Source organism: Geobacillus sp. FSL K6-3411 (assembly GCF_037965715.1).
Taxonomy (GTDB): domain Bacteria; phylum Bacillota; class Bacilli; order Bacillales; family Anoxybacillaceae; genus Geobacillus; species Geobacillus thermodenitrificans.
This window is the reverse complement of sequence record NZ_CP150187.1, coordinates 936,833-953,745: the sequence shown is the minus strand read 5'-3', so window position 1 is coordinate 953,745 and position 16,913 is coordinate 936,833. Positions and strand designations below refer to the sequence as shown.

Annotated in this window: 18 protein-coding genes and 1 riboswitch; of the genes, 4 read left to right on the top strand and 14 right to left on the bottom strand. The window is 48.5% G+C overall.

The window, feature by feature from the left end:
* Positions 1-73: 73 nt before the first annotated feature.
* A complete protein-coding gene (locus tag NSQ22_RS04875) occupies positions 74-499 on the bottom strand; it encodes a threonine/serine exporter family protein (protein ID WP_008878867.1) in 426 nt (141 codons plus the stop codon).
* A 19-nt stretch (positions 500-518) separates the two neighbouring features.
* Complete coding sequence (locus NSQ22_RS04870; RefSeq protein WP_008878868.1) at positions 519-1,265, bottom strand: threonine/serine exporter family protein; 747 nt, start codon at positions 1,263-1,265, stop codon at positions 519-521.
* A gap of 279 nt (positions 1,266-1,544) precedes the next feature.
* Here NSQ22_RS04870 and NSQ22_RS04865 point away from each other — a divergent pair, with 279 nt between their 5' ends.
* Complete coding sequence (locus NSQ22_RS04865; protein WP_155121004.1) at positions 1,545-1,712, top strand: hypothetical protein; 168 nt, start codon at positions 1,545-1,547, stop codon at positions 1,710-1,712.
* 186 nt (positions 1,713-1,898) lie between these two features.
* Here the strand turns inward: NSQ22_RS04865 and NSQ22_RS04860 are convergent, their stop codons facing one another.
* The 5 genes from NSQ22_RS04860 to NSQ22_RS04840 all read right to left on the bottom strand — a co-directional run bounded on the left by NSQ22_RS04860 (position 1,899) and on the right by NSQ22_RS04840 (position 7,135).
* A complete protein-coding gene (locus tag NSQ22_RS04860; protein ID WP_008878870.1) occupies positions 1,899-2,525 on the bottom strand; it encodes a VC0807 family protein in 627 nt (208 codons plus the stop codon).
* Positions 2,526-2,576: 51 nt separating this feature from the next.
* Positions 2,577-3,503: a diacylglycerol kinase family protein gene (locus NSQ22_RS04855; RefSeq protein ID WP_087959904.1), complete on the bottom strand. Its 927-nt coding sequence runs from the start codon at positions 3,501-3,503 to the stop codon at positions 2,577-2,579.
* 181 nt (positions 3,504-3,684) lie between these two features.
* Entirely contained in the window at positions 3,685-4,599 is a 915-nt protein-coding gene (gene murB, locus NSQ22_RS04850) for a UDP-N-acetylmuramate dehydrogenase (protein ID WP_008878872.1), read from the bottom strand.
* 225 nt (positions 4,600-4,824) lie between these two features.
* Complete coding sequence (locus NSQ22_RS04845; protein WP_011887011.1) at positions 4,825-5,808, bottom strand: NAD(P)-binding domain-containing protein; 984 nt, start codon at positions 5,806-5,808, stop codon at positions 4,825-4,827.
* A 34-nt stretch (positions 5,809-5,842) separates the two neighbouring features.
* Positions 5,843-7,135, bottom strand: coding sequence for an MFS transporter (locus NSQ22_RS04840; RefSeq protein ID WP_011887010.1), 1,293 nt, complete (start codon positions 7,133-7,135; stop codon positions 5,843-5,845).
* 413 nt (positions 7,136-7,548) lie between these two features.
* Here NSQ22_RS04840 and NSQ22_RS04835 point away from each other — a divergent pair, with 413 nt between their 5' ends.
* From NSQ22_RS04835 to NSQ22_RS04825, 3 genes are all read left to right on the top strand, one after another.
* Positions 7,549-7,815: an IMEF encapsulin system ferritin-like cargo protein gene (locus NSQ22_RS04835; RefSeq protein WP_008878876.1), complete on the top strand. Its 267-nt coding sequence runs from the start codon at positions 7,549-7,551 to the stop codon at positions 7,813-7,815.
* Between the two features lie 214 nt (positions 7,816-8,029).
* Positions 8,030-8,167, top strand: a complete 138-nt coding sequence (locus NSQ22_RS04830; RefSeq protein ID WP_223812826.1) for a 2Fe-2S iron-sulfur cluster-binding protein — start codon at positions 8,030-8,032, stop codon at positions 8,165-8,167.
* Positions 8,168-8,294: 127 nt separating this feature from the next.
* Entirely contained in the window at positions 8,295-8,831 is a 537-nt protein-coding gene (locus NSQ22_RS04825) for an HD domain-containing protein (protein ID WP_060475689.1), read from the top strand.
* Between the two features lie 117 nt (positions 8,832-8,948).
* Here NSQ22_RS04825 and NSQ22_RS04820 read toward each other — a convergent pair whose 3' ends face one another.
* The 7 genes from NSQ22_RS04820 to NSQ22_RS04790 all read right to left on the bottom strand — a co-directional run bounded on the left by NSQ22_RS04820 (position 8,949) and on the right by NSQ22_RS04790 (position 16,530).
* The gene (locus NSQ22_RS04820) at positions 8,949-9,497 is read right to left on the bottom strand and encodes a DUF2179 domain-containing protein (RefSeq protein ID WP_008878879.1); all 549 of its coding nucleotides are present in this window, start codon (positions 9,495-9,497) and stop codon (positions 8,949-8,951) included.
* A 398-nt stretch (positions 9,498-9,895) separates the two neighbouring features.
* Positions 9,896-10,768 (bottom strand): gamma-glutamylcyclotransferase, encoded by an 873-nt coding sequence (locus tag NSQ22_RS04815; RefSeq protein ID WP_008878880.1) that lies wholly within the window; start codon positions 10,766-10,768, stop codon positions 9,896-9,898.
* Positions 10,769-10,883: 115 nt separating this feature from the next.
* Positions 10,884-11,099 (bottom strand): hypothetical protein, encoded by a 216-nt coding sequence (locus NSQ22_RS04810; protein WP_008878881.1) that lies wholly within the window; start codon positions 11,097-11,099, stop codon positions 10,884-10,886.
* The gene (locus tag NSQ22_RS04805) at positions 11,083-11,415 is read right to left on the bottom strand and encodes a hypothetical protein (protein ID WP_339264248.1); all 333 of its coding nucleotides are present in this window, start codon (positions 11,413-11,415) and stop codon (positions 11,083-11,085) included. Before NSQ22_RS04805 ends, NSQ22_RS04810 begins: the two co-directional genes overlap by 17 nt.
* A gap of 231 nt (positions 11,416-11,646) precedes the next feature.
* On the bottom strand, positions 11,647-12,489 hold the full coding sequence (locus NSQ22_RS04800; RefSeq protein WP_339264246.1) for a tetratricopeptide repeat protein: 843 nt from the start codon (positions 12,487-12,489) through the stop codon (positions 11,647-11,649).
* 618 nt (positions 12,490-13,107) lie between these two features.
* Positions 13,108-14,142 (bottom strand): ribonucleotide-diphosphate reductase subunit beta, encoded by a 1,035-nt coding sequence (locus NSQ22_RS04795; protein ID WP_008878886.1) that lies wholly within the window; start codon positions 14,140-14,142, stop codon positions 13,108-13,110.
* A 105-nt stretch (positions 14,143-14,247) separates the two neighbouring features.
* The gene (locus NSQ22_RS04790) at positions 14,248-16,530 is read right to left on the bottom strand and encodes a ribonucleoside-diphosphate reductase subunit alpha (RefSeq protein ID WP_029760345.1); all 2,283 of its coding nucleotides are present in this window, start codon (positions 16,528-16,530) and stop codon (positions 14,248-14,250) included.
* A 127-nt stretch (positions 16,531-16,657) separates the two neighbouring features.
* Positions 16,658-16,854, bottom strand: a riboswitch (cobalamin riboswitch).
* Positions 16,855-16,913: the final 59 nt, after the last annotated feature.

Sequence of the window (16,913 nt, the reverse complement as noted above, 5' to 3'; positions counted from 1 at the left end):
AAGCATAATTATACTTAGATTATAATATTCAAACAAGCAAATATAACGATAGGCAAGTGATTCAGAAAAATAATTAATGGCGACGCTTCACCAATTGGTTGACGACCTCGGAAAAAATGAGCCCCATCGCAATCGCACCGGAAATCATGAATGCCTTCACCGCCAACGGAATCGCCGCATTATAGTCGTTGATGACGACATGGCGCATCGCCTCAAATGCCGTTCCACCTGGCACGAGCGGAAGAATGCCGGGAACGATAAAAATGGTCGCCGGCGCTCGATAGCGCCGGGCAAACGCATTGCTTAAAAAGGCAACGAAAAACGCAGCCATAAACGTTGCAATCACACTGTCTACGCCCGAACGTACGGTCAACATATAGACCGTCCATCCGCTCATCCCAACAAACCCGCTATGCAGCAATAGCTGCGGCGGAATATTAAAAATGATGCCAAACAACATCGACGCAAAAAAGCTAAGTAGCAGCTGCATAACGACCATGATCTATACTCCCATCACATCATCGAATGGATAAAACAAAGGCGATGCCGGTGCCAATCGCAAACGCCGTCAAAAACGCTTCGGCCCCGCGAGACAACCCGGCGATGAGATGGCCGGCCATTAAGTCACGCACCGCGTTCGTAATGGCCAACCCTGGAACAAGTGGCAGCACAGAGCCGATGATCATTTTCCCGATATCCCCTCCAAATCCGGCCTGTACCATTAACAATACGAGACCTCCTGCAACAAAAGCAGCAAAAAATTCCGCGAAAAACCGGATTTTCACGAACCGATGCACCATTTCAAAACACCAAAACGCCACCCCTCCGGAAAAAAGCGATGGAAAAAAGTGAACCATCCCTCCTCCAATCAATGACGCAAAACAGGCACTCGCTAACGCTGCAGCGGCGGTTTGCTGCCAAAGAGGGTAACTCATTGGGGCGCGTCTGACTTCCTCGAGCTCCTTGCGCGCCTCTTCCAGCGTCAATTCGCCGCGGCTGATGCGCCGAGAAATATCGTTCACGACCGCCACTTTCGCCAAATCAGTCGAACGATCGGAAATGCGGATCAGTCTCGTTGAGTCCGTCCCTTCAATGGAAAAAATGATGGCCGTTGGTGTGACATAGCCGTGGGAGCGTGACATGCCAAACGAAGCGGCAATACGCGTCATAGTATCTTCAACTCGATACGTCTCTCCACCGCTTTCGAGCATCAATTTTCCCGCCAGTAAGCAAATCTCCATAACCTCATCAATCCGCTCCGTCATCACCGATATACTCCTTTCCACTTGCAAAGACGACAGGCAGCGGGCGTTCCATCCCGCTTTCTTAGCCTCATTAGGCGTTGATAGCAAAAACAAACTCCTACCAAATCGATTGGCAGGAGTCGTGGCTTACGCACCATTTTCAATAAACTTGCCCCCATTATACCAAATAAGTTGTTACTTGCCAAACGGCGAACAGAGCCCCATGGTTTCTTTTTTTGCTAAACTTGCCCTCCAAAGAAGTACACCATTGACAAAGCGAAGCAAAAGCTGAAAGCCAAAATGGAAAAACGGCTGACAAAACAAGCTGAAGTAGAAGAAACAGACAATAAAGTGATACTGACAACTAGCGAAACGGAAGAGTCGAAAAATGGAGGTGCGCGATCTGCTCCTGAAACGGGTACAGAAAAGCTCGCCACTGTACCAGCATTGTCAGGAAGACGTCACTGAAATGAGCAAACGAACACCAGCACAAAATCATCCCTTACGAAAGCGAGAAAACAAAGAAGAAAATAAAGTTAAAGCAACGATTGTTTCCCAAACGCATCGAACACAGCTTTTTATCTATATCTATGTATAGTACTGCCTCCTTCTCCTCTGTTTTTCTCTCCAATGCTTTAGTTCTCTCATCTACATTCATGCCGGATAATGGGGAGTGTCACGGTTCGAGAGGATCTTCGAGATGCGGACAAACCCCAACATACAGAGAATCGTAATCCCCCAACCAATGACTTCTCGAATCACAATCGCACGGTCAAACGCTTCGACGCCATAACGAACGATCAAATGCGCCTTAATCGCCGCCAGCAGTCCATCGCGTAAGGCAAAGCCAACGGTGATCCATTGAAAAAGCGGGAAAACATCGCGCTCAAAAAATTGCTTTTTCATTACCGAACGCGGCGCTCCCTGCATTTCCACAAAATCAAGCGAAAAATAAAGCATCAACGGGCGCTTGACAACGACAGTCGCTAGAAAAAAGACGGACAAAGCAATTGAGTACCATACGTCGTTCCATAACATCTGCAACGCTGATCCGGCTAATACGTTCAATAGCGTACTAACTGCGAGATTGACAAGCAAAAACGTGCCAAACCATTGTACTCGGCGAATGGACCAAAAACGGTAAACCGTATAAATCGCTCCCGGCACGGTGCAAATCAACATCGCCCCGTACTCCCCGACCGGGCCGCGCAATGCATGCCAGAGAACGATCGGAAACACCACATAGAATACGACATCAAGCATGACCATCCGCTTCTCCATCACTCGTCTTCCTCACACCTCCTTTCTTCTTTTTACATACGTACCAATCATTCACAAAGTTTCCGCACCGATCACTCTCAAGCCTCCAGACTCAATCCAAGCTGACACCTCTCCTCTCCCTGCCTCCTCTCCATCAGCGTGAACCGGCACAGGAGCAGCAGGGCGAATGCGCACGTTCCGCCCAGCAAACACGGAAACTTCTTTCATTCGCACATGCCCGCCCCAAAATACGGTTAGAAATACTGAAAGAATTTTCCAACGCGTCAGACGGCTGACAACGGTCACGTGAAGGAGGCCGTCATCGGCCCGGGCTGACGGTGCAATGCGCATCCCGCCACCATAGTATGGATGATTCGATACGGTCGCCACCCAAGCTTGTTGAAACGAATAGGTTTGTCCGTCAATACAAATATCGAGATCGGTCGGTTGATAACGGAATAGCTCTTTCACTAAATAAAACACATAAACGAGTGTACCGAGTCCGAGGCGGTTCAGCCGCCCTTTCCATTTGGATCGGTTGACTTCGCGGGCAATGTGAGCATCAAAACCACAGCCGATGCTATTGACAAACACTCCATCCCGTACATCACTGCTCACAAAGCGGCCAAGATCACCGCTAGCTACCTTCCCAGTCAACAGCCGTTGAAGCGCCTGTTCCGGACGGCGTGGCATGCCGAAACCACGAGCAAAATCATTTCCTGTCCCTGCCGGGATGTAGCCGATGACGACATGCGGAAACAACGACGCCCCGTTGACGACTTCATACACAGTTCCGTCCCCACCAACAGCAATGAGCACTAGCGGTTCAGCATTTCGCTCAGCAATCAGACGGGCAATTCGTTTTCCGTCTCCTGCCTTTTTCGTCCAGTGCACTTCATATGACACGCCTTCCTGTTCCAGCATATGCTGCACCCGTTCCCATACTATTGCCGAGCGGCCGTTTTTGGCTGCAGGGTTAACGATAAAATACAGATTCATCTTCCTTCCCCCGTTTTCCAAATACTATTCCTACTACTCTATTTTTTCAGTTCATCAATAACTTTGAACACTCTCCCGTCACGATTCGATGATGCAAGTTATGCCTGCGCATGAAAAAGAGAATCTTCTCAGTTCGACATGATAAAAAAATCCGAACCCGCCAATCGGGTTCGGATAGGTGTCACTCTTCGCCGAGAATTTTCACTTCCAATTCAAGTTCAACGCCGAATTTTTCTTTCACTGTTTTGCGCACCATTTCAATCGTCGCAATGTAATCGGCAGCCGTTGCATTGTTTTTATTAATAATAAACCCGGCGTGCTTGGTCGACACTTCCGCACCGCCAAACCCTTTCCCTTGCAGGCCGCTGTCTTGAATAAGCTTGCCGGCAAAATAGCCCGGCGGGCGCTTGAATACGCTGCCGACTGACGGGTATTCAAGCGGCTGCTTTGATTCACGTTGAAACGTCAAATCATCCATTTTGGCTTTAATTTGTCCATAATCACCCGGCTGGAGTGCAAACACGACTTCAAGCACAATATCGTGTGTCCGGCTAATCAAGCTCGTTCGATATCCGAGTTCGAGCTCCTCATTTGTCAACGTCTTCAACTCGCCAGTAAGCGTCGCCACTTTCACATGGTCGAGCACATCTTTCACTTCTCCACCGTAAGCCCCGGCATTCATCATAATCGCCCCGCCGACCGATCCCGGGATGCCGCAGGCAAACTCCAAACCAGTGAGATGTTGTTCCAGCGCAAACCGAGACACTGCCTTAATATCTGCTCCGCTTTGAGCGATGATGTTGTTCCCTTCGCGCCAAATGCGATTGAGATGCTTCAGCTGCATAACAATACCGCGCAGCCCGCCATCGCGGATAATGACATTGGAGCCGTTGCCAAGAAGCGTAAACGGCAGCTCGTACTCCTCTTTCAGCCGCAGCACGTCAACGACTTGTTCGTACGTTTCCGGCCAAACGAGAAAATCAGCCTTGCCGCCGATCCGCACTAATGTATGATGTTTCATCGGCTCATCGCGCAAAACATTCTCTTCTCCACAAATAGCTACAAGTTTTTGATAAATGTGTTCCGCACGTTCCATCTTTCTGTCACCTTCTTCGTTCATTCCATGCTGACAAGCGCATTCATCACGCACTGTTTCCATTATCGCCGGAAACGCGCCTCATATCAAGTGGGCAATGTTCCTTATTCTGTTTTATTCCGGACTAGGCCCAAAGGTGACGCGGATGGAAACGGCCCAAAAAATGGACGGACAGCCGTCCGGAAAACGACCGCCTGTCTCTCTCCAAAACAACATATGCATCCCTTACAACTCAATTTCTTGCCCTGCTCCGAGCTCCGTCGCCTTTTGATAGACGCCCATCGCCACGGCCAAATCATAGAAAGCTGCTCCAACCGATTTAAACAAGGTGATTTCCTGTTCATGTTGCCGCCCGGCTTTCTCCCCGGTGACGAGTTCCCCGATTTCGGCATCAATTCGGGAAAAAGACCATTTTCCGCTCTCGGCCGCCTGAATAAGTTCTCCTGCCTCATGCTTGGCGCCCTCCACCGTATCAACAACAATACGGTCAGCCATAACGATAGTTTCCACATCCAATTCACGCATATGCGGCAAATACGAACCGATGGCGCTAACGTGCGTGCCCGGCTGCAGCGCCCGACTTGAGAATACCGGTTGCTCCGAGCGCGTGCTGCATACAACAATGTCCGCCTGGCGGACGGCCTCATTTGCGTCATCGACGATGTGCACTTTTCCTTTCCAGCAAGAGTTCATTCGCTGCATGTCCAACGCAAAATGTTCCGCTTTGCTTCTCGTCCGGTTGTATAAGAAAATATGCTCGATCTCCCTGACCGCAAGCATGCCGGCTACTTGTTCCCTCGCCATCGCCCCTGTTCCGATCACGGCTAATCGCGATGCCTCTCGTTTGGCTAAATAGTCGGCAGCGATCGCCGATAGCGCTCCTGTTCTCAGCCGCGTCAAATAAGTGGCACTGCAAAGCATCCGGTGCTCCCCAGTTTTCGTATCTGTGAATATCATAACTCCTTGGGTTGTCGGTTTTCCTAAAGCGGGATTGTGCGGAAAAATGCTCACCACTTTCACCGCCGCCGCTCTCTCCTCCGCAGAAGGCATATACAAAATCGAAGCGTCATCATGCGGAAAAGAAAGCACTGTGCGCTCAGGGGTGTTCACATTCCCTGACTGTTTTTGATGCAACATTTCCTTTACATCGGAAATAGCATCCTCCATCGTATACAGACGCTGAATTTCTTTCTCCGACAAAATAAGCATGATTCTCCCTCCGTTAGAACGAAACGGAACCGCGTTACGCGATTCCGTCTTCCTCATCAAGTTCCTCATGTTTGCGGTCGCGCACCGACCAAACTGCGATCAGCGAAACAAGCGATACGAATATAATGTACAAGGCGACCGGAACATAAGAGTTCCCGTACGCCGCAAGCAAGGCTGTAGCGATCAAAGGCGCCGTTCCCCCCGCTAATGCAGCACCGATTTGGTAGCCGAGCGAAATGCCCGTGTATCGAACATTGGACGGGAAAATTTCCGAAAACATCGTGCCGAGCACAGCCGTAATCGGTGCCCAAATGATGCCAAGACCAATGATCGTCGCTATCATCAACAAGGCGACTGATTTTTGTTGCAAAAGCCAAAAATATGGGAACGCATAAACGATCATCCCGATCGTCCCCGCTATATAAAGCGGCTTGCGGCCGTAACGGTCCGACCATTTACCCATCAGTGGAATCAGAATCGTCGTCACGACTGTCGCCACAGTTACTGCATTCAATGCTGCTGTTTTCGAGAAACCTAAGTTCGTTGTTGCATATGAAACGATAAACGTTCCAAAAATGTAAAACGGCGCTGTTTCAACCACTTTGCCGCCGACTGCGATCAATACTTCCTTCCATTGAGTTCGCAGTGTCTCAATAAGCGGCACGTTCGCCACTCGTCCGGTTGCTTGCACCTTCTTAAACGAAGGTGTTTCATCAATGCCATGGCGCACCCACAATCCAAAAACGACAAGCAACGCACTTAACAGAAAAGGAATGCGCCACCCCCATGACATAAACGTCTCGTCCGGCATAAGCGTCATGAGCGACATTACAAAGGTGCCAAGAAGCAAGCCGATCGTCACGCCCATTTGCGGGATGCTGCCGAATAAGCCGCGCTTTTCTTTCGGTGCGTATTCGACCGCGAGCAACAGCGCCCCGCCCCACTCACCGCCGAGACCAATCCCTTGGATGAGGCGAAGCAAAATAAGCAGCACGGGCGCCCATATGCCGATCGTTTCATACGTTGGCAACAGCCCCATGCCGGCCGTGGCGATCCCCATGAGGCTTAACGTCAAAACAAGCGTCTTCTTTCGCCCGATTTTATCGCCGATATGACTAAACACAATGCCACCTAACGGGCGAATGAAAAATGAAAGGGCAAATGATGCATATGATAAGAGCAAGCCGACAGTTGGGTCTTCACTTGGAAAAAACAATTGATTGAACACAAGTGCTGCGACCGTTCCATACAGAAAGTAGTCAAACCATTCAATTGAACTGCCGACGAGACTCGCGACTAAAACCCGTTTAGATACCCCTTTATCCATCAGTTCTCCCCCCTGTTGATAGACAGTCTATCCATAATAAATTATATAAAAATATTATACAGACAGTAAATAATAAATATTCTGATTATTCATCAACTTTGCCTTTCATCCCCTTTTCCCTATCCATATATTTTGGCTTAAGTACATTCTCTATTTTCGATCTATGTTTGCTTTTTCTTCTTAAGAAGCTGTATTTTTTACTGATTGTTTCCTTACCGCCTAGCCGTTTTCAATAGGAAATGAAAGGAGATATTTGTAAAGTTCCTCTATTGGGGAAGCTTTGTCTTTAAGCCTCGTTTCTCCATCAATCACCGACCTTCTATATCAACCAAGAAAGCAACATAGATTAGATGTTTTATCCCGCTTTTCATGTGAAAAAGATGATATAAGACAATGATATGGGAGGGAGTTCATTGCACGACACACTAGCGGAAGTCCATGCTATTCTTAGCCGCTCCAAAGAAGCGCTCAGCCAATTTCAAGCCATTTTAGAACCGACGATTGAACAAGCCACTGATGATCATGAGCGGCTGTATTGGCATCATATTTACGAAGAAGAGGAACACCGCTTTGATCGTTGGGCCGCTTTGCTTCCAAAACTGGAAGAGGCGTTGGCGAACGAAGCGTTCTTATCGCGGGAAAACGGCGATTTTCTGCGTCTTTTGCAAGCCAAAAAATGAAACCAACATTTACTGTTACTGTCGGCTCGCTGAAGCCTACCGCCCGTCCACCCATGCAAGCTGCTTCTGCTACATCATCCAAACCTAATGTGCCGCTTGCTGCATCCTCTGTTATTCAAGTAGAACAAAAAGGAAAACGGTTTGTCGTGCAACCAGCCTCCGGCGTTTCCCTTCTTGATGCCGCCCCTTGGCAAGGCATTCCACTTGATCATAAATGCAAAAAAGAACGTGTGGCCGCTGTGCTGTCACCCTCCTTGCCGGCGCTCACTTTCTCGCCCCGAAAACACGGCGCGAGCGCGAAAAAACGAATCAACCAACGAAACGGCTGGCTTGCCAAGCACGGATGAAATAGGTCGACCACTATTGTTCAACACGGCCGGCCTATTTTTCATCCATGCAACCGCTCTCGTCCGTTTTCCCCCATTGCTGGCTTCTTCTTGCCATGATATGATGGTAAGAAAAACACGGAGGGGATGCCCATGAGAACGGTCACCTTAACGGACGTCTTTACCCATCCGATTGCGCAAAAATATTTAAAACGATCTGGCCTCGCCCACGCCATCGCCACAGCATACTACGCCTATCACCTAGCCCTCCGGTACGGAGTCAACCCCGATCTGGCGACGAAAGCTGCGCTGCTTCATGACATCGGTCATTATACATGGTACAAAAACGGTCAATGGGATTATGAACAATACAAGCAAAATGACATCCACGCCATTAAGGGAGCAGAGCGCGCTCATAAATTGCTTATCCACCTTGGCGAACATCCGCAAAATGCGAAAGAAATCGCCTTAGCGATTTTGCTGCATACTGATTCATACCTTCCGGAAGGCGAGCTGAAACGAAATCCGCTCCAAGCCATCGTCAAATGGGCTGACGAAGCCGACGAGGAACCCGGCGGCCGCCACCATTACCGAACGATCAGCGATGATTTGGCGTTGAAAAAAATCCGCCAGCTTGATGAACTCGTCAGCCGCCAACTTGGAAAAGAGCAGCTCGGGGATATCGTTTGACCTCTTTCCTTATGTTGACGTTCCCCGTTCACAGGTACGAAACATCGATACGAACAATGTGTACGCCCTAAACGGAAACAGCCCACCCGTTAACCAGGTGGGCTGCTCGCGTATCAGTCATGACTCGTGACACTCCTTTTTCCTTTTCACACGCTTTTTCATCGAGGCGACTAAAAACCCGCCTTTAAACCGCCGCGGCTCGTAAGAAATGATAAACGCCTTCGGTTCATACCGTTCGATCAGTTCCAATAACTCCTCTTCCCGATTCCGTTTCGTCAAAATATCAAGCCGATACCGCTGACTGTCCCTTCCTTCCCCCGTATAAACGGTAACGCCATAGCCACTTTCCCGAAGCAAGTGAATCAACTCTTGGTTTTTTTGTTGCAAATTGACCGTCACAGTCGTATACCCAATCGCCAGCTTTTGCTCGATATATCCTCCAATAAAAAGCCCGGCGCCAAATCCAGCCGCATAGACGATCATAACGATATAGCTTTGTTCTCCGCTAAAGACGATCGATAGTCCAAACACATAAATGAGTGCTTCTAAAAATCCCATGAACGCAGCCAATAGGCTCATATTTTTGACCATAAAAATGGTCCGCAGCGTTAAAATCGGCACATAAACAAGCTGCAGCGCCAACACTAAAACAATGTCTTTGAGCATGTCATCCCCCTCAAATCGTCAAAAAAATAGAATAAGCCAGATGCGCATTTACGCATCCAGCTTGCTATCCTTTCACCTCCTCATCATATCAGCTACCCTCACCTGCTGTCTATGGTATAAATCTCCCTCCTATTCCCGTCGCAATATCGCGGAGATCCATCAAGCTTGAAACAAGGCACAGGTTGACTGGCAAAGCGTTTTCCACGAATTCCCCCATATATTAAGAAGTGATGATACAGTTGGGAGAAGCCATCTAAACGCTGAAGTTGCTGTCACATGACAGCTATGCCGAATTTACGGTAAAGAGCCCAACGATGTGCAGAAACCATCACTTCCTAGCCCAAAAAACAGCAGGTCTTGGATCGTCATCCCTGCCGCCAATGAGCTGTACTTTATGCTTACCGCCCTTTTTTCTGTAAGGTTTCAATATGACGCCGCACTTGCTCGATGTATTGCGGACTTAAAAGAGACGTCCCTTCATCAAGAATAATCGAAGCGTACGATTCGCTCGGAGCAATTTCATCCAACTGTTTCTCAACGACAACGTACGTGAGGGCGGAAACAAGTTGTCCGTTATGCTGCACATCGATGTATTCCCGGCGGTACACACCAGCCGGAACACCTTCGCGCCAATCCAAATCCTTTACGTAGCGTGACGAAATTTTGTACAGCACCCCTTCAACCCGGTCGCCAGGAGAAGGTACGATATCAGCCACCCCGCCTTGCCGACCGGACGAATACCGCGTAAACGCCAACCGATAGTCATCAAGCACGGCCCGCCCCATCACTTCGAAATGCGGGACAGTGCGGCGAAAATCGCGTTCACTCATGCAAGAGCCATACGCAAAATACATCACTTCATCTTTTGAATGAAGAAACGCCATCCAATCACCCCCGAAAATGGGTTGAGCGTTTTGCTCGAGCCACTCTCTCTGTTCCTCTGGATAAACATAAGTGTAACAAATATATTTGTTGCCATCGGCGGTCACTGCTGTAACGGTGATTCGTTCATACTCGTTAGACTGCCCCGGACCGTGATACCCCTCAAGCTCATCGAGTATGGTTAGCGCTGTTTCCGGATTGCTGAGTTCCAATATTTCGCCGCGCACTGTCCCTCTTCCATCCACCATTGCCGGATAGCCGTATGGCAAATGAAACAGCATCCCTTTTACCGTTGCCTCGTGCACAGACTGCACATACTCAGCAATCAGCTGGTGATTCCCCCCACCTCGCCGAAGTGTTCCGTATACAAATACATTGATCATTTCCATTTTTATTCCTCCGTTATCCTTAAAATACATGTTTGTTGGATTGTCGTTCACCGCTCGACCCCTAGCAGCCAAACCGTTGAAAAATCTATCAAGCTCCTCCTAGGACACTGCATCGTCAACGGATCGGCCAGCTTCCTCTTTCCACCGTTCGCTGGCCCCACACATTCCCATAGCGATGATAGCAAGAAAGGCAAATTTCTACATCCATCTTGTATTGTTTCAATACATCCAAATGACCGTTCAGCGTGGAATCATCAAAAATGGTGAACGCGATTTTATAATCCGTGTCCATCTGCCGGCAGAGCGCATGCAGCTCACGAAGACTGCTCATAGCGATGTCCTCGTACAATTGAACACGTCTGCCCTTTTTTCCCTTCAATGAACGGTCTCGCCTTTTCTTGGATCACAGGGTCATTGAGGACATAATACGCCACCATGAGCAGTCCGTCCTCAAGCATATGCTCGAGCGTCGGAATCCATACTTTTTTCTTAAACGTTTTCGGGTGTTTAGACGAGAGAAGATTTTCCGGGACTAAAATCCATGCCGGTACGCTGTTCTCCGATAAAAACAAATAATGAGTCGGGTTAATGCCGCCGTGGTACGGATGACCCTTTCCGATCAACAATTGTGCTGTCAATGTCGCCATTGCGACTCCCTCCTTCTCCTTCACTTTATGGATTACAATGTCATCATACGAAAAAATGGTCACCAACATGGTGACCATTCCCGTAGGCTGTTTTTCATGTGAAATATTCATATTCATCCAGGCAAACGATAATCCGGTACGGAATCTTACAATTCCACACATATCCTTCCCCTCTTACATTCACAATAATCTGATCAGCTGGCTCGGAAAAACATTGTTCTAATTTTTTCCTCAACTTATGATCATTTTTTTCACGGTATCTTTATCTTCCCAAACGTTAGTAAGGATGGCATCGTATCGTTTAACCTTCGGCGCATCCTCGAGCAAATAGCGAAGCAATTTGACAAGTCGACCGGGCAAGCCAACAGAGTCATGCGGGCCATGGAAAACCGCTTGACCCCTCCGCATATCTAAAATGACATATGTTTCGTCTTCCTCAGCCAGTCTGCAAGCTTCTTCGTATGTAATATAGGAGCGTTTATTTCGTTCGATTAATAGAAATATCCTCTTCCTCCACATCCGTTTTTTCCCCACATTCACTTGCAAACGAACATTGTCAATTTCCGTACGATACAAACGCTCGCTGTCCCTTTCCTTCGCTTCATCAAGGAGGCGAAGCGCCTTTTCGGGATCGCCAAGCTGATTATAGGCGATAGCGCTAGAACAGAGCGCACGAATATAGTGATACGGTTCTAGGTTTTTGCTTGTTGATTGCAAAACGAGTTGGAATTGACGAATCGCCTTATGCCACCGCCCGTCATACAGCTCGAGATGCCCCAAATGGTAGCGGCAAACCGCGTCTTCCGGATCAAGACGAAGAGCTTCTTCAAACAATTTCCTCGCTTTGCGATAATTCTCTTTCTTTAACTTTATGTCACGGCCATAATCGCGCAAAATTTGAGCAAACCATATTTTGAATTTCCTATTTTTCGGTTCGAGTTGAGAGAAACGAAGACAAATGTCTTCCCCCCGTTTCAACCATTTCCAGTCATCATCGCTCTCCTCTTCCGCAAGCCAATGATTCAATTCTTCTCGCAGCCGCTCCATGTCCTGTTTTTTCTCCATTTCTTCCATCTATCTCCCCTCCCCTATTTCAACAGCAAGGGATATGCTTTTTTCTCATGATACTATGACACATGGAAGCATTAGGAATACACCAAGCAGCTCCTCCATTCGACAAAAGCAATATCATTTTTTCCCATTCTCATTGTATAATCAAAACAGAAGAAGAGGAACTAGTATGGAGTGCGATACGGTCGTGAAAGAGATGGTAGGCGCTGAAGTTATTTTCTCGGCAATATCCGTGGCCAAACTGACGATCTGCGCAATCAGCTGCGGGCCGGAATCCAAGAAACCGCCGACAGTCTCGAGCCAAAAGGCTACTGTTTCATACAGAAGTGAATGATCGGTTTGACCGGCTCGAGTAAACATGTACTTGTTTGCGTATTGAACTCAACTTCCCCACCGTGAAAACCGTCCAGCATGAAAAATGACACCATCTTGCCGAGCAGCTCGTCCCCTTTCAGCGATGTCCTGCCATCTATGAAAAACCGCAGGACACGTCCACGACGGAGCGCCGTTTCTCTTGTTTGCCGCCATCATATCACGAAAGACGATCAATCAAAAGAGAGACGAACGGCCTTGTCTGACAAAAAAGCCACGCCTGACCATCGTCAAACGTGGCTTTCCTCATTATAATTCATCAAATCCGTTATCCACTTGCACTTTCGTATATTGGCGCGGTTTTTGTTCAAAAAAGTCGGACTTGCCAAGGTCGACTTCTTCATACGCCTTAATCCAGCGGAGCGGGTTTGTCCGGTAGCCGTCAAACGGACGGTCGAACCCAAGCTGATGGGCGCGGACGTTGGCGTAAAACTTAATATACGCTTCCAAATCCGCCAAGTCGATGCCATCAATGTCATTTCCGATGATTTCCCCAGCCCATTCGATTTCCAGCTCGGCCGCTTTCATAAACGTACTGCGGGCAAAATCAGCCAACTCGGGCGTCCGATACTCTGGATATTCATTCAGCACTTCCTTGAAAATTTTCGCAAACAAGTCAACATGAATGTGCTCGTCACGATTAATGTAATTGATCATCGTGCTTGTCGCCACCATTTTTTGCTGGCGGGCGAGATTGTAAAAGAAAGCGAATCCTGAGTAGAAAAACAGCCCTTCCAAAATCACGTCAAAAACGATCGACCGAAGCAAGTTCTCGACGTTCGGCTTTTCGGCAAACGCCTTGTAGCCGTTCGTCACAAAGTCGTTTCGCTTGCGCAACGTCGGTTCATTCCGCCAAAAATCAAACACTTCATCTTGCTTCGCTTTTGGTACAAGACTTGAGAGCACGTACGAATACGAGTGATTGTGAATCACCTCTTGCTGGGCGAGCATAATCATCAACGCATTAATGCTCGGGTCGGTGATGTAATCGGCAACACGTCCTGCGTAATCGGTTTGGATGCTGTCAAGGAGCGCCAAGAGCCCGATGATTTTTAAAAATGCATCCTGCTCGCGTGCGGTTAGCTGCGGAAACTGCTTCACATCTTGCGCCATATTGATTTCAAACGGCGTCCAAAAGTTGGCGAGCATCCGCTTATATTTCGCATACGCCCAAGGGTAGGCGATATCGTCCCAGTTCAACACATTCGAGCAGCGTCCATTGATCATGCCTGTTGAGCGGTTTGGCGCTTCTGGATCCATAATCGGTCGTTTCGTTAAGTTCATCGTCGATTCCCCCTCGTGTCATCGTATTCCTAGGCAACCCACTCACCGGACATCTCTTCTAACATAAGAAACCCGATCCGACAAATAGCATGGCGTTGTCCGCGGTCAGCTCGCACAAGCATCACATTCTTCCATCGTCCCTGACGTTGAGCGGACATAATACGTCGTTTTCAGCCCCGACTTCCACGCCGTCAAATGCAACTCCAACAATTCTTTCGCCTTAATCGTATTCATGACGTAGAAGTTAAACGAGATTGCTTGATCGATATGGCGCTGACGGGCAGCGTTTTGTCTAATGCTCCAACGCTGGTCAATATAATACGCTGATTTGTAATACCATGTCGTCTGTTCGTTTAAATCCGGCACCGTAACAGGAATCTTATAATCTTTCTTTTCCTCGGCATACACTTTTCGAAAAATCGGGTCAATGCTCGCCGTGCTGCCAGCGATGATCGATGTCGATGCGTTTGGGGCGACCGCCATGAGATAGCCGTTGCGCATCCCGTAGCGTGCCACCTCTCTCTTCAACCGATCCCAATCCCGTTCGCCGTGGTTTTTGTAGCCACGCCGCTCAAAATAAGCACCCGTTTGCCAATCTGACCCTGAAAACCCCGGGTAGCTCCCTTTTTCTTTCGCCAGCTCCATGCTAGCTTGTATCGCCAAATAAGCAATCGTTTCATACAGCTCATCAGTGTAGCGGACGGCTTCCTCTGACTCCCAGCGAATCCCTTTTAACGCCAACAGATGATGCCAGCCAAATGTACCGAGACCGACAGCACGGTATTTTTTGTTCGTCAAGCTTGCTTGCAGCACAGGAATGTTGTTCAAATCAATGACATTATCAAGCATCCGCAGTTGAATCGGAATCAAACGTTCGAACACTCCATCGGTGACGGCGCGCGCCAAATTGATTGACGATAAATTGCAGACGACAAAATCGCCCGGTATTTTTTCGATGATGATCGTTCCATCTTTCACATATTGCTGCTTCGTCACCGTCGGACTTTGGTTTTGCGCAATTTCCGTACAAAGATTGCTGCAGTAGATCATGCCAAGATGGCGGTTGGGATTTTGCCGGTTGACTTCATCGCGGTAAAACATAAACGGCGTCCCCGACTCGAGCTGGCTGCGCATAATGCTTTTCATCACTTCAATCGCTGGCACTTTTTCTTTTGACAGCCTTGAGTCATTGACGCATTGCCAATATTTCTCGCGAAAGCTGCCACGCCCTTTTTCCTCATCATAAAAGTCTTCGAGGCTAAACCCCATCACCTTCCGCACCTCATGTGGGTCAAACAAATACCAGTCGCCTCGCTGTTCGACTTGTTCCATGAACAAATCAGGAATGCAAACACCGGTAAACAAGTCGTGCGTGCGCAGCCGTTCGTCGCCGTTATTGAGCCGTGCATCAAGAAAGGCAAAAATGTCTTTATGCCACACATCTAAATAGACGGAAATCGCCCCTTTGCGTTGCCCTAACTGATCAACGCTCACCGCCGTATTGTTCAGCTGTTTCATCCACGGAATGACGCCTGACGAAACACCTTTAAATCCTCTGATGTCGCTGCCGCGCGAACGGATTTTGCCAAGATAGACACCGATGCCGCCGCCTGACTTCGATAAATTGGCAATGTCAGTGTTGCTGTCGTAAATCGCCTGCAAGCTGTCATCCACCGTGTCGACAAAGCAGCTTGACAACTGACCGTATGACTTCCCGGCATTGGCAAGTGTCGGCGTGGCCACCGTCATATATAGGTTGCTTAACGCCCAATACGCTTCCTTCACCAACTCGAGGCGCCGCTTAGGCGGTTCGTTCACCATCAAGGTCATAGCAATGATGAGAAACCGTTCTTGTGGCAGTTCGTACAGCCGCCGCTCATAATCGCGGGCCAAATAACGGTCAGCGAGCGTGCGCAACCCGATATACGTAAACAACAAGTCTTTGTCTGGATCAAGAAATGAGCCAGCCGTCTCGATCTCTTCTTTTGTATAACGCTCAAGCAATAGCGGGCTGTACACCCCTTGTTCTGTCAAAGAAACGATTAATGAATAAAAATCACCATACCGCTCGCGCGCATCGTACCCGCGCTGCCGTGCCGCCTCGCGGTACATCATCCGCAAATACAACCGCGCGCACACAAACGTCCATTCCGGCTCCTCTTCACTAATGTACGACAACCCTTCTAAAATAGCGGTTTGATACAGTTGATCAACGGTGACGAACTCTTTTCGACTGAGAAGCTGCCATACACGCTCTTCATATTCCTCAAGCGACAAACGGACAAAGCCTGCCGTCGCCTGCTCAATTAACGCGGCAAACTCTCTGCGCGAAAGCGACTTCTCTTTTCCTTGATCATCAACAACAATGGATTTCGTGACCGCTGTCATTCGTTTTCCCTCTCCTTCAATAAAAAAATCCGCTCGGGTGAACGAGCGGATGAAACGACAGACAGAAAAAGGCATACGATTCCTTTTTCTATTTCCCTATCGTTTCATCTTCTCACACCCCGAAGAACATGAAACTTCCAAGCAAGGCAGGTCTCCTGACTCGTGCATCGTCCTACTTTGGGTCCTTCCCAGCGGCGTGCCGTGCAAGCTTTCACCGCCAGTGGCCATCCCATTTCGTCCGCACATACAGTTGCGGGGGCAGTTCCGGATTCGCACCGGATTCCCTATTAAGTCCTGATGGACACCATTGCTTGCAATCACCATATGTAGTTGTTAAAGCAAACAAACACAACGATATATAGTATTTATCATGTTACTGGAAC